15 protein-coding genes and 1 pseudogene are annotated in these 11,342 nt (G+C 67.5%); 9 read left to right on the forward strand and 7 right to left on the reverse strand.

The features are described 5' to 3' along the window. The first annotated feature begins 70 nt into the window (after positions 1-70). The 3 genes and pseudogenes from HUG12_RS21550 to HUG12_RS00120 all read left to right on the forward strand — a co-directional run bounded on the left by HUG12_RS21550 (position 71) and on the right by HUG12_RS00120 (position 1,224). Positions 71-795 (forward strand): annotated as a pseudogene (locus HUG12_RS21550) (SDR family NAD(P)-dependent oxidoreductase). Positions 796-859: 64 nt separating this feature from the next. Next, on the forward strand, positions 860-994 hold the full coding sequence (locus tag HUG12_RS21825; RefSeq protein ID WP_281362321.1) for a hypothetical protein: 135 nt from the start codon (positions 860-862) through the stop codon (positions 992-994). After that, entirely contained in the window at positions 991-1,224 is a 234-nt protein-coding gene (locus tag HUG12_RS00120) for an SRPBCC domain-containing protein (protein ID WP_179266840.1), read from the forward strand. Before HUG12_RS21825 ends, HUG12_RS00120 begins: the two co-directional genes overlap by 4 nt. Here the strand turns inward: HUG12_RS00120 and HUG12_RS00125 are convergent. Both HUG12_RS00125 and HUG12_RS00130 read right to left on the reverse strand, forming a co-directional pair. Next, the gene (locus tag HUG12_RS00125) at positions 1,217-1,576 is read right to left on the reverse strand and encodes a hypothetical protein (protein WP_179266841.1); all 360 of its coding nucleotides are present in this window, start codon (positions 1,574-1,576) and stop codon (positions 1,217-1,219) included. The two genes, HUG12_RS00120 and HUG12_RS00125, sit on opposite strands and share 8 nt — an antisense overlap. 79 nt (positions 1,577-1,655) lie before the next feature. Continuing rightward, a complete protein-coding gene (locus tag HUG12_RS00130) occupies positions 1,656-2,222 on the reverse strand; it encodes a universal stress protein (RefSeq protein WP_321169629.1) in 567 nt (188 codons plus the stop codon). Between the two features lie 27 nt (positions 2,223-2,249). Between HUG12_RS00130 and HUG12_RS00135 the strand changes: the two genes are divergently transcribed. The 3 genes from HUG12_RS00135 to HUG12_RS00145 all read left to right on the forward strand — a co-directional run bounded on the left by HUG12_RS00135 (position 2,250) and on the right by HUG12_RS00145 (position 3,704). Then, positions 2,250-2,612, forward strand: coding sequence for an ABC transporter permease (locus HUG12_RS00135; RefSeq protein ID WP_179266843.1), 363 nt, complete (start codon positions 2,250-2,252; stop codon positions 2,610-2,612). A gap of 129 nt (positions 2,613-2,741) precedes the next feature. Beyond that, positions 2,742-3,191, forward strand: a complete 450-nt coding sequence (locus HUG12_RS00140) for a hypothetical protein (protein ID WP_218836370.1) — start codon at positions 2,742-2,744, stop codon at positions 3,189-3,191. 66 nt (positions 3,192-3,257) lie between these two features. Next, positions 3,258-3,704: a hypothetical protein gene (locus HUG12_RS00145; RefSeq protein WP_179266844.1), complete on the forward strand. Its 447-nt coding sequence runs from the start codon at positions 3,258-3,260 to the stop codon at positions 3,702-3,704. Positions 3,705-3,833: 129 nt separating this feature from the next. Here the strand turns inward: HUG12_RS00145 and HUG12_RS00150 are convergent, their stop codons facing one another. Next, positions 3,834-4,448: a TetR/AcrR family transcriptional regulator gene (locus HUG12_RS00150; protein WP_179266845.1), complete on the reverse strand. Its 615-nt coding sequence runs from the start codon at positions 4,446-4,448 to the stop codon at positions 3,834-3,836. Between the two features lie 113 nt (positions 4,449-4,561). On the opposite strand from HUG12_RS00150, the gene HUG12_RS00155 reads away from it, so the two are divergent. After that, a complete protein-coding gene (locus HUG12_RS00155; protein WP_179266846.1) occupies positions 4,562-5,917 on the forward strand; it encodes an amidohydrolase family protein in 1,356 nt (451 codons plus the stop codon). A gap of 63 nt (positions 5,918-5,980) precedes the next feature. Here the strand turns inward: HUG12_RS00155 and HUG12_RS00160 are convergent, their stop codons facing one another. Continuing rightward, positions 5,981-7,003: a TatD family hydrolase gene (locus HUG12_RS00160; RefSeq protein ID WP_179266847.1), complete on the reverse strand. Its 1,023-nt coding sequence runs from the start codon at positions 7,001-7,003 to the stop codon at positions 5,981-5,983. 193 nt (positions 7,004-7,196) lie between these two features. Between HUG12_RS00160 and HUG12_RS00165 the strand changes: the two genes are divergently transcribed. Then, positions 7,197-8,243, forward strand: a complete 1,047-nt coding sequence (locus HUG12_RS00165; protein ID WP_179266848.1) for a WD40/YVTN/BNR-like repeat-containing protein — start codon at positions 7,197-7,199, stop codon at positions 8,241-8,243. 78 nt (positions 8,244-8,321) lie between these two features. After that, positions 8,322-8,717: a DoxX family protein gene (locus tag HUG12_RS00170; RefSeq protein ID WP_179266849.1), complete on the forward strand. Its 396-nt coding sequence runs from the start codon at positions 8,322-8,324 to the stop codon at positions 8,715-8,717. 91 nt (positions 8,718-8,808) lie between these two features. Here the strand turns inward: HUG12_RS00170 and HUG12_RS00175 are convergent, their stop codons facing one another. From HUG12_RS00175 to HUG12_RS00185, 3 genes are all read right to left on the reverse strand, one after another. Beyond that, on the reverse strand, positions 8,809-9,456 hold the full coding sequence (locus tag HUG12_RS00175) for a hypothetical protein (protein WP_179266850.1): 648 nt from the start codon (positions 9,454-9,456) through the stop codon (positions 8,809-8,811). Between the two features lie 306 nt (positions 9,457-9,762). Continuing rightward, entirely contained in the window at positions 9,763-10,629 is an 867-nt protein-coding gene (locus HUG12_RS00180; RefSeq protein WP_179266851.1) for a D-glucuronyl C5-epimerase family protein, read from the reverse strand. Positions 10,630-11,027: 398 nt separating this feature from the next. Then, positions 11,028-11,315, reverse strand: coding sequence for a hypothetical protein (locus HUG12_RS00185; RefSeq protein ID WP_179266852.1), 288 nt, complete (start codon positions 11,313-11,315; stop codon positions 11,028-11,030). Between the last annotated feature and the right edge of the window lie 27 nt (positions 11,316-11,342).

Raw genomic sequence — 11,342 nt, forward strand, 5'->3', positions numbered from 1 at the left:
TCGAGGTGTCACCGGAGTGCGCCAGCGCCCCGAGGAGGGGATCGTAGTGTTGCTTGATGACGAGGTCGCCGTGATCTACGGCGCAGGCGGGTCGATCGGCGGTGCCGTCGCTCGATCCTTCGCCAGCGAGGGAGCTGACGTCTTCCTCGCGGGTCGCACCGCGGCATCGCTCGAAGTGGTCGCCGAGGACGTCCGCTCGGACGGCGGCGAGGCGGACACCGCCGTCGTCGATGCCCTTGACGAGCAGGCCGTCGACGAGTTCGTCGATGCGGTGGTCGAGGAGACCGGGCGTATCGACGTCTCGTTCAACCTGATCGGAATCGGGACGTCCAGGAGCCGCTGACCGAGATCCCGGTCGAGGATTTCATGCAGCCGATCACGACCGCGATGCGGACGCAGTTCCTGACGACGAGGGCCGCCGCCCGGTACATGATCGAGCGCGAATCCGGGGTTATCCTGACGTTCGGTGGCTCGAATCCCGACGCACCCCCTGGGACGGGCGGTTTCAAAGTCGCCCTCGACGCGATGGAAGGACTCCGTCGACAGTGGGCCGTCGAACTTGGATCGCATGGCATCCGTGCCGTCTCCCTGAAAACGGGCAGTGTACCAGAGTCCATCCCGGACGACGTCGAACACCGCGACGGGATCGCCGCTGCGACGCGGGAGGCAACCCTGCTGGGAGAAGCAGCGACACTGGAGGACGTGGGGGACGTTGCAGCCTTCGTTGCCTCCGAGCAAGCCCGCACCATCACCGCCACGGAAGTCAACATCTCCTGCGGCGCGATTATGGAGTAGAGTAACACCAGAAGCGGGAGCGAGTCGTTCGACGACCTCACCGAGGACGGACGACGGTCGAGAAATGGAAACAACCACGGTAAGAACGACAATCACCGCCGAATCGGACGAACAAGCAATCGTCGAGGGCCCCGGCGTCACGCACCTCCTCTATCGCGTCGACGGCAGGCAGGGGGAAATGGAGTACGACGAGCCATGACTAACGACACAGAGATCGAAACGAGCGAACGAAGCCTGACCGTCCAGCGACGGTTCGACGCGCCGCGCGAGCGCGTCCGGGAAGCGTGGACGGACCCCGACCAGGTCGATCAGTGGTGGGGTCCGGACGGATTCACGACCACGATCGACGAGATGGAGTCTGGCAGTTCGTGGTGGTCGGCCCCGACGGCGGGGCGAAGCAGACTCTGGAGCGTCCCGCCGATCACCTAGCGGCGGAATAACCGATATGGCCAATGACTGACGACGAACTCGACGACCAACCGATCGCACGTGGCTGCACAGCGTTCACCTGCTCAACCATCTCGGGGTCAGGAACATCGGTGACGATGACTTCCTCGAAGCGGCTCGCCATCATGTCGATACGTGCGGAACTGATCGGCACCAAGGAGAGGAAATCACCGACGCCGAACCCACCGACGGAGGCTTCACGGTCGGGACCGATCGCGACCGGTACGACGTGAAGTACGTCGTTCTCGCCACGGGACGGTCGCGCGACCTCGCCGATCCGCTCGGCTTCGAGTTCGACGAGCACGGTTTGCGTCGACGAGGGCAGGGAAACCACGGTCGGAAACGCCCATGCCGCCGGGTGGATCGCGCGAAAGGACGGGATCCGGGTCGCGATCCTCGTCGGCGTGGGGTCCTCAGCCGGACTGGACATCCTCAGTAAAGAACGAGGACGGCCGTTCCACGGCTTCGACGCGTCGGAGAACGCGAGGTGAACGTCCGGTCGCCGTCACCGGAACGCCGGCGGCTCGACCGGCACGGGTGAACGTGTACCCGACGAAGGACCGAGTACGGCACGTCCGGTCGCCCACGCTCGTGACGACGCGGTCGACCGCGTTCGCCGCGACGTAGTCGAGAATCACTTCGGCTGGGGCACCGTGAAGCACGTCGATCGTGGACGCGCCCTCTCGGTGCCGGCGCGCTGCACGGTCGGTCGACCCGTTCTTCGGGGGTCGTTCGATGCGGTCACGCTCGACCGGGCCGCCGCCGTCGTCACGTTCCACGATCACGCCCGAGTCGAGACGGTCGAGAACGTCGATGCGGTGAACCGTCGCCGGGGGCGTCTCGGCGAAGACGAGCCACCACTCCGCGGTCCGTCTCGCTCGTTCACCGCCGTCCGGGAGGACGATCGGCTCCGATGACATCGGTCCGAACTCATCGCTCGTCCGTTCACCGAACGGTCGCTCCACCGTTTCCGCGAACATCTTCGAGCGAACGTCCACGGGACGTGCGTGCCGTCTAGCGAGTACGACGATGCGCCGGCAACACACGGGTTCATGGCGTTCTCGAACGTCCTCGGTGTCGTGACTGGTAGCTCCCGAGTGACGGGCATCGCGACGAACTTCGTTCAGTTCCCGTTGCCGTTCGCGAGCACGGCGTTCGTTCCGATCGACGCGCTGCCGGGCTGGCTTCAGGTAGCGAGTTCGGTGAATCCCGTCACCTACGGCGTCGATGCGGCGCGGGCCATCATGCTCACCGGTTGGGCATGGGACGTCATCGGACGATCGCTCGTCGTGCTCGGCACGTTCGATCTGATCTCCGGCGCCGTGGCCGTCTACGTCCTGAACCGAGCGTCGAGTTCGGCCGTCCGGTAGACGCCCGGCTGCGTCGAAGCTGTCTCCCGGTTCGCGTCGATGGTCGGGGAGTTCGCTCGTGGACGGTCGATCCGGCGCTCGAACATGTTCGAGCACACAGCCATTGCGACTCCGCGCGTTCGAAGTTCCATGGAACCGTCCGATACAGGAACCTCGGAGAACGCCACGAACCGCGGACACAACCGGACTCGACGGATCGCGGGGTTCACCTCGAAGCGCACGGTCCGCACGTTGCTGGTCGTGGAGGCCGCGTCCTTCCTCCTCGCGGCCGCGATCCACGCGGGCGCGCTCGTCGACGGATACCGGCACGGCGAGGCGATGGTCGCCGAAACCGTGATCGGCTCCGTCCTGCTCGTCGGCCTGGTGACGACCCGGGTCCGTCCGCGCTGGACGTTCTCCGCCGCCGTGATCGTGCAGGCGTTCGCGTTACTGGGTACGCTCGTCGGCATCTGGACGATGATCGTCGGCGTCGGCCCCCGCACCGTCCCGGACGTCGTCTACCACGCGGCCATCGTGCTCGTGCTGGTCGCGGGTATCGGACTCGCGTGGCGGACGCGTGAACCGGATCGACCCGAGTGACGCTGCCCGCTCCGATCCCGAACACGTTCGGGCGAACACCACCATCCGTACTCCCGTCGTCCTCGCATGGTCACCGTGACGCTCGAGGCGACGATGCGCATTCTGCACCTGATGACCGCCGGCATCTGGGCCGGCTGGACCGTATTCATGGCCGTACTCGTCGTCCCGGGGGCGCGCGACGGTCGCCTCGATCCGGAGGCCCTCCGGTGGCTCACGGGCCAGTTCTCGCTGTTGTCGAAGGGAGCACCGCTCGTCACGTTCGTGACCGGGACGTACATGGTCGGACAGGGGTACACGACCGACGCCCTGCTCTACAGTTCGCGGGGGACGCTCGTCCTGACGATGATCGGCCTCTGGCTCGTTCTGTCGGGGGTGACCAACCTATCCAGCCGCCGATTGACCGGTTGCGTGGACGAAATCGGCGTCGAACGGGCTGCGAGAGACGCTCGAGCGCCGTTCGCAGCGGCGGGTGTCGTCGCCCTGGCGCTCCTGCTCGTCGGCGGCTGGCTGTAGGGACGCTCGAACCGGAGCGGGTCACCGCCCGAACGAGCGGCTGCGGGCCGGAGCGACGTCCGTTCGAGGAGGGCCGAGAACGGCGTACGTGGGCACGCCGGCCCGTTGGACGTTCGTCCTCTGCCCGCGTCAGTCGTCGACGTACAGCGAGTCGAGGATGAACTCGTCCACGGCCCGGCGTGCCTCCCGCGGGGCGTCCTCGTGCCCGAGGGAGATCCGTCGGCCGCGGGCGGCGTGGATCACGTCCGTGATGAGCTGGCCGACCCGCTCGGCGTCGACGTCGCGGAACGCCCCCCGTTCGATCCCCTCCTCGACGACGTCGACGATGCTCCCCCGGATCCGTCCGTAGTGCTCGTTGAAGGTCTCCCGGTGCTGGCCGTCGTTTTGCGCCTGCGTGTACAGTTCGTGGTACACCTTCATGCGGTCCCAGTGGGTGAACTCGCCGAACTCCGGGCCGAACAGGCACTGGTCGATCCGGGCGTCCAGTTCCGTCCGCGGGTCCGCGCCCGCCGGCACCTCGACGCCCCCCTCGTACTGGTCGATGATGTACTCCAGGAACGAGGACATCAGGTCGTACTTCCCGTCGAAGTGGTAGTGGATGACCTGCCGGGTCAGGTCCATCTCCTCGCCGATGTCGCGCATCCGGAGGTCCGTGTACCCGTGTTTGCTCAGCGCACGGAACGTCGCCTCCATGATCACCTCCCGCGTGTCCTTCGAGGTGACCTTCCCGTCGGCGTCGCTCATACTCCCCCTCCGGCGGAGCGCTATTTAATTCGATTGCTCCCGATGAGTTCCGTAATCGGTCGTTTTACCGTGCAGTAAACTTTTGTCCTTCTGGTCAATCTGTCACATCGTCCATGACACGAACGATCATTCGGAACGGGACGGTCGTCACCCTCGACCCCGAGATCGGCGAGCTCGACGGGGGCGACGTCCTGATCGAGGACGGGGAGATCGTCGAGGTCGGCCGCGGCCTGACCGCGTCGAACGCCGAGGTCATCGACGCGACGGACCACATCGTGCTGCCCGGGTTCGTCGACTCGCACGTTCACCTCGCACAGACCCAGGTTAGGGGCATCGCCGGGGACTGGTCGCTCATGGGTGAATACTTCGATCACATGCTCGGCAATATCACCGGGCTCTACCAGCCCGAAGATATGTACCTCGGCGGCCTCTTCGGCGCGCTGGAGAAGCTCTGTACGGGGACGACCACGGCCCTGGACTGGTCGTACCCCAACTCGCTCGAACACGGCGAACGGGCCGTCGACGCGCTGAAGGATGCCGGACTGCGCGCGGTGTACACCTACGGCCCGCCGGGTGACGACGCGGCGAAGTGGTGGTTCAACAGCGACGTCGGTCTCCCCGACCGGAACATTCGCGAGCTCTACAGCGAGAAGATCCGCGACGACGACCTGCTCAGCCTGGCGATCGGGCTCCGGGGGCCGGATTTCTGTACCGATGAAATCGCCCGCAGCGACTTGGAACTGGCGCGAGAGTTGGGGGCGCTCGCGACCATCCACATGGGCGCAGCGCTCTGGCCCTCGTCGGTCTACGGTGCCGACTACCAGGGGTTCGGCGCGATCGACGACATGCTCGGCCCGGACGTGAACGTCGCCCACGGGAACCACTTCTCCCAGGAGGACGTCGACCACGCCGTCGAGCAGGGTGTCTCCTTCTCGTCAACGCCCGAGGTCGAGATGCAGATGGGCCACGGGATCCCGGTCACGGGGAAGGTGCTGGCGGCAGGCGGCCGCCCGACCTGGGGCGTCGACGTCTGCTCGAACATCAGCGGGGACATGGGTAGCCAGATGCGGATCGGGATGCAGGTCCAGCGAATGTTCGACAACCAGGAGATCCTCGAGGGCGACGAGGAGGTCTCCGAGGTGAGCATCACGGCCCGCGACACGCTCGAGATGGCCACCATCGAGGGGGCGAGGGCCCTGAACATGGAGGACGAGATCGGGACGCTCACGCCCGGCAAGCGGGCGGACGTCATCACCGTCGACGCCACGGACTTCATGACGGCACCCTCGCACTCGCCGATCCAGACGGTCGTCTTCCAGTCCGACCCGTCCCACATCGACACGGTCCTCGTCGACGGCGAGGTCGTCAAGCGCGACGGCGAACTCCGCAACCCCGCCGTGCACGAGGAGTTCGACCGCTTCGTCCGATCCGGTCGGCGCCTGATCGAGGAGTCGGGGATAGACCCGTAGTGTAAGCCCGGGCCCCGCCGGGCGCGTCGGGCCGCGGCACGGTCCGTGCTCCTCGACGGCCGCTCACCCCGGCACGGGCGCGCTCCCCGCGAGGTCGAACACCTCGCGCGGGTTCTCCAGCACGACCTTTCGGATCGCATCCTCGTCGATCCCGTACCGCCACAGCTCCAGGATGGCCCGCTTGAGCGCGAAGGGGTCCGTCCGGAGCACGTTCGCACAGTCGGTGTCGACCATGATCCGGTCCGGACCGTACTCGTCGATCGCGTCCGCGACGTCCGCGGCGGTGACGCCGATCAGCCACGAGTGGCCGACGGTGAAGCTCAGATAACAGTCCGTGTGCTCCATGAGGTACGCGAGGTTGTTCGGGTCCGCGTGCGAGGCGACGACCCGCTCCTCGTCGAGCCCCGCGTCGCGCATCGCCTCCACGTCGATCCGCACCGCCTCGAGGGCCGGGTTCTCGGCGTCGATCACCGGCTCCCGTCCCGGCCCCGGGTTCTTCTCGTAGCCCGGCGTTCCCATCCCCGGTCGGTACGGTCGCCCCGACTCGCCGGACCGGTTGGGCGTGTGCAGGATGACCGGCAACCCGTGTGCGTCCGCGAGTTCCATCTGGGCCCCCACGACGGCGCGCTGTTCGTCCACGCCCCACGCGCTGGCGTGCTGTGACGGGGTGACTCCCGTCTCGCCGACCGCCACGACCTCGTCCAGGCCACAGTACTCGTCCATCGCGTCCAGTAGCTCGTCCGGGTCCTCGACGCGGACGCCCGTGTGGATGCCGAGGCCGAGTCCGGTCTCGAAGAAGTGGTTCCGTTCGATCGCCGCGCGACGGTTGATCGCGTCGTCCCAGAGGAACCGGACGTCCTCGGGCCGGACCGGCTTGTAGGGGGTCCAGTGGTAGCCGGACGCGACCATCACCATGGCCCGACAGCCGGACAGCGCGTACCGCTCACGGTCCCCCCACGAGAGCGTGTGGGCGTGGTTGTGCACGTCGACCCAGGGGAGGTTGAGCAGCTCCCGCGGGAGCTCCGGCTCCCGGTCGTCGAGATGCGATGCGTCCGTCGGGCGTCTCGTGGGGTACGTCGATGTCATCGGTGTAGTCGGATCCTCGTCGCGGGCGGCTCGTGTCGAAGCTGGCTCGTGTCGCGGGCGGTACGTCGGGGTGGCCCGCCGGGTGACGCGTCCGGGCAGTCCGTTCCGTCGGGTTTCCGATGGAGCACGGTGTCACTTAGCGTTTTACAGTCTGGTAAAACTTTATTGTGCGTCGAACGCACCTTCGGGTCGAATGACGCTGTTGATCGGGACGGACGAGGGCCTCTTCCGGGTCGAGGAGGTCCCGTTCGAACGGGACGAGGCGGAGAAGGTCCTCGACTGCGAGGTGGTGACGGCGGTCGACTCGTGGGACCACGCCGACGGCACGTTCGTCGCGTCGTCGACCGGGGCCTACCGGTCGCGCGACGGCGGGGAGACGTGGGAGGACCTCGGCGTCCCGCTCGGCGACCGCTTCTGGCACGCCGGCGAGAGCGAGGTCTGGTCGATCCTCGCGACGGCCGACGGGGCGCTCTACGCCGGGACGAACGATCCGTACGTCTACCGGTCGGTCGACGACGGCGAGACGTGGTCCGAGCTGAAGGGGTTCCGCGAGCTCCCCTCCCGCGGTCACTGGGAGTCGCCGATCGACCCCCACTACGCCCGGCTTCGCGCCCTCGAGGCCGTTCCCGGCCGGCCGGAGCGGCTGATCGCCGGCGTCGAGGCCGGCGGGATCCACCTGAGCGACGACGGCGGGCGGACCTGGCGCGACCGGCGGGACACGATCGTCGACGACGTCCACCAGGTCCTCCCGATCTCGGAGGACGTCTGGCTCGCGACGGCGGGCTATCTCGACCACGACCTCGAGAACCTCGGCCTCGGCCACGCGGTCGGCGAGGGTGGACTCCACCGGACGACCGACGCCGGCGACTCCTGGACGCGCATCGACGCGGGGAACGACTTCTCGTACATCAGGCGCGTGTTCGTCCACGACGGGACCGTCTTCTTCTGTGGCGGCGAGGAGGCCCCGCCGGCGTGGGTGAACGACGACCACGAGGCGGCGCTCTTCGAGTCGACGAACTTCGGGCGCGACTTCGAGCGCGTCGCATACCCCGGGGAGCCACACGAGATCGTCGAGACGTGGACCGTCCACGACGGGGACGTCGTCTGCGGGTCGGGCCTGTTCGACGTTCCCGACCAGCGCGACGACGTCGAGGGGCGGATCATGCGCCGCGACGACGGGGGCGAGTACCACACCGTCGGACGGATCGACGCGAACGTCAGCCGGATCGAGGCGCTCTGAACGCATGACACGACGAACCGGGGTGCGGCGACGCGCCGTGCTCGACCGTCCGAGCACGCTCGAGGCGACCTGCACGCCATGACCGACGACGCCTCCTCGAACGATCCGCCGTCGGCCCTCGGCAGGGCCCTGTACGGCGGAATCCTCGCGTACATGGCGATCGACGGGTTCAGAAACAACGACAAGCGCGTCGAGGTCGCTCGCTCGAAGGGCGTCCCGATGCCGGACGTCCTCGTCCCGGTCGTCACCGGGATGCTGTTCGTGGCGAACCTCGGGATCCTGTTCTGGAAGTTCCCGCGGGCCTCGGCCGGCGCGCTCGTCGTGTTCTTCCTGGGGACGACGCCGACGATCCACGACTTCTGGACGATGGAAGGCGAGGATCGGCAGAACAACAAGATCAACTTCCTGAAGAACGTCGCGCTGCTCGGCGGCGCCGTCGTCCTGCTCGAGGAGGCGTCGGATCGAGACGGGTGAACACCCCGTCGCGCCCTCACGACGGGTGTTCACCCGTCCCGGACGTCGGCCGTCCGTCGCCGAACGGGCGCCCGAGGGACGCCGACACGCCCTAGACCCGCTCTACCGTCGGGAGCGTGACCTCGATCTCGGTCACGGTGCCGTCACGGACCGTGAAGTACTGTCGCTCGTCGGTGTCGGACGGCCCGATCGGCCCGGACCGGGTCTGGGAGTCGTCGTCCCCCTCCTCGAACGACCAGGTGACGGTGGACTCGACGTAGACCGGATATTCGTTGGTGTTTCGGAGTCGGACGAGCACCCGCTTGCCGTCGTCGGACTGGGTCTCCGCATCCACCTCGATGCCGTCCCGCGGGTTCCCGCTCGGCGTCGACGTCGAAGTCCGGGTCGACGTCCCGGTCGGCGTCTCGGTCTCGTCGTTCCCGTCGCCGTCGCCGAACCCGCCGTCGTCATCGTCGTCCCCGTCGTCGCCGTCGCCGAACCCGCCGTCGTCGTCGGTCTCGGTCGGCGTGTTCCGCTGCGTGGTCGTCGTTTCCGTCTGCGTTTCCGTCTCGGTGGGAGCGTCGGTCGCCGACTCGGCGTCGGCGGGCGTCGCAGTGTCGGTCGGCGAGTGCTGTGCGGCCTCGGTCCCGCTCGGCTGGGCGGAGCCAGCCGAGGGATTGACGTCGAGGGCGTACGCCCCGCCCGCCGCAACGGTACCACTGACGCCGAGGGCGGTCAGGACGAAGTCTCGGCGGTTCATGGTCGTCCGTGTCGGCGCTCCAACGTACTTACTCGGTCGTTAAGGTCGGATCGCGTACGGGTTCGGCGGCGGACCGGTTCGGCCGTCGCCGGGCGGATTCGACCGGGGCTGTCGGTGGGGTGAAGACGGGTCGGAGACCGGTTCCCCGGATCGGCTCCATCGTGGTTGGTTCGCATTCGAAACTCGGGAGGTCGTCGCGTCCGCTGGCACTGCACCTGTTCCGTGCAGTACGGTCAGGGCGACGATGTACCCGACTACGGGCACGGGGCGTCCCCGACGTGTCCGCGGTGTGGACGCCGTCGAACCCTATGGCGCGTGATCGCCGCGGAACGTCTCGGCCGCCTCGTGGAACCGGTCGTGACCGGTCACGTCGTACAGCTCCTCCAACTGGCCGACGTGAATGGAGTGGTACTTGTCGATCAGTCCCTCGTGTTCGAGACAGTAGAGGCTCAGCCCGTCCGGAACCCGGAACTCGTCGATCCGGTCGTCGACGGTCGTGAGCGCGGCGAGCAGCCACTTCTCCACGTCGTCGCGCCCGGTGTGACACCAGTACTCGTAGAGCCCGTAGATGCCGAACAGCTTCCCGTTGAGCGTGTGGGCCGGCCGCTCCCGCGGGTACTCCTCGATCCAGTAGTGGCCGTCCTCGATCAGGGAGACCCACGGCTCCCGTCGGTCGGACTCGCGGGGCGGCACGAGCGAGTCGAACGTCCGGTCGGCCAGCCGGCGGTACCGCTCGGTGCCGGTCTGCCGGTGGAGCCGGACGAACGAGCTCATCAGCAGCCCCTGTGCCATCCCCGAGTACCACGGCGCCTCCATCAGCAGATCCGGGTTCCCGTGGAGTTCGAAGTCGTAGCCGTACGCGAAGTAGAGCCCCGCTTCGGTGTCGCGTGCCGCGTCGACGAGCGTGTCGGTGACACGTTCGGCGGCCTCCTCGAAGACGGGGTCGTCCGAGGTCCGAACGTTCTCGGAGAGGTTCGTGAGGACCCGCGCGTTCTGCACCACCTGCAGCCCCGTGGTCCCCTCGTTCGTCACCGTTCGGGCGGAGAGCCCCTCTGCCTCCTCGGCGGAGTAGGGGTACGCGTCCGACTCGGGCCACTCCCCGTAGGGGAGTTCCCTGAGGTCGATGTCCTCCGAAATGTGCACGGAGTCGTGAGCCTCGGTCGATTCTGCCATCGGTGACGGGCCCTCGGTCCGCTCGGTCGCCGTCGACGGGGGGTCCGAGGACGTGTCCGTCCCCGGCGCGTCGCCGCCACCCCGGAAGCCCAGGCAACCGCCGGTCGTCGTCACTGCTCCGATCGAAACGCCGCGTGTTTCGGGAGGGCCCGTCGAGAGCAATCTGCTATCTGCGTCCCTTCGGGATAGAGGGTGTCGACATGTTCATTATGGGCGTGATAAACGTGTTCGCCCTGGGTCCAGGGCACCATCGTGACCACCGTCAGTTCGCTCGTCCAACGCGGCCCCGTCACGGTCACGGTCGTCCTGGTCACCGCGTCGGCACTCGTCCCGAGGAAGCCGACCTCGAAGTGGACCCGCCCGTCGAGGTTCCGTGGCCGCCCGTCGAAGTCGTACGCCTACCGAACGTCACCCTCCTTGACGAACTGGATCTCCGAGTCGCCGCTTGGGTCCGTGACAGCGTAGAGAATGGCATACTCGGAGTGGAGACCGTCGACCGCCCACCGGGCGTAGTGGATGGTGATCTCGGGCGGGCGATGATCGTGCAGCGTCGGGTCGGTGTCCCAGTGCCGGGGTTCGCGCCCATCCGGGATGCCGTCGCCGTCCGTGTCGGTTCCGTCGAGATTCGTACTCAGTACGACTTCGCGGGAGTCCGAGAGACCGTCGTCGTCGGTGTCCGCCCGCATCGCGTCCGTCCGGGCCAACTAGAAATA

The sequence above is a fragment of the Halorarum salinum genome (assembly GCF_013402875.1).
In the GTDB taxonomy this organism is placed as follows: Archaea; Halobacteriota; Halobacteria; order Halobacteriales; family Haloferacaceae; genus Halorarum; species Halorarum salinum.

Bases quoted from the DNA above. Each gene is read 5' to 3' on its own strand.
- HUG12_RS21825 (WP_281362321.1), top strand. From the start codon at position 860: ATGGAAACAACCACGGTAAGAACGACAATCACCGCCGAATCGGACGAA.
- HUG12_RS00120 (WP_179266840.1), top strand. From the start codon at position 991: ATGACTAACGACACAGAGATCGAAACGAGCGAACGAAGCCTGACCGTC.
- HUG12_RS00130 (WP_321169629.1), bottom strand. From the start codon at position 2,222: ATGTTCGCGGAAACGGTGGAGCGACCGTTCGGTGAACGGACGAGCGAT.
- HUG12_RS00140 (WP_218836370.1), top strand. From the start codon at position 2,742: ATGGAACCGTCCGATACAGGAACCTCGGAGAACGCCACGAACCGCGGA.
- HUG12_RS00145 (WP_179266844.1), top strand. From the start codon at position 3,258: ATGGTCACCGTGACGCTCGAGGCGACGATGCGCATTCTGCACCTGATG.
- HUG12_RS00150 (WP_179266845.1), bottom strand. From the start codon at position 4,448: ATGAGCGACGCCGACGGGAAGGTCACCTCGAAGGACACGCGGGAGGTG.
- HUG12_RS00155 (WP_179266846.1), top strand. From the start codon at position 4,562: ATGACACGAACGATCATTCGGAACGGGACGGTCGTCACCCTCGACCCC.
- HUG12_RS00160 (WP_179266847.1), bottom strand. From the start codon at position 7,003: ATGACATCGACGTACCCCACGAGACGCCCGACGGACGCATCGCATCTC.
- HUG12_RS00165 (WP_179266848.1), top strand. From the start codon at position 7,197: ATGACGCTGTTGATCGGGACGGACGAGGGCCTCTTCCGGGTCGAGGAG.
- HUG12_RS00170 (WP_179266849.1), top strand. From the start codon at position 8,322: ATGACCGACGACGCCTCCTCGAACGATCCGCCGTCGGCCCTCGGCAGG.
- HUG12_RS00175 (WP_179266850.1), bottom strand. From the start codon at position 9,456: ATGAACCGCCGAGACTTCGTCCTGACCGCCCTCGGCGTCAGTGGTACC.
- HUG12_RS00180 (WP_179266851.1), bottom strand. From the start codon at position 10,629: ATGGCAGAATCGACCGAGGCTCACGACTCCGTGCACATTTCGGAGGAC.
- HUG12_RS00185 (WP_179266852.1), bottom strand. From the start codon at position 11,315: ATGCGGGCGGACACCGACGACGACGGTCTCTCGGACTCCCGCGAAGTC.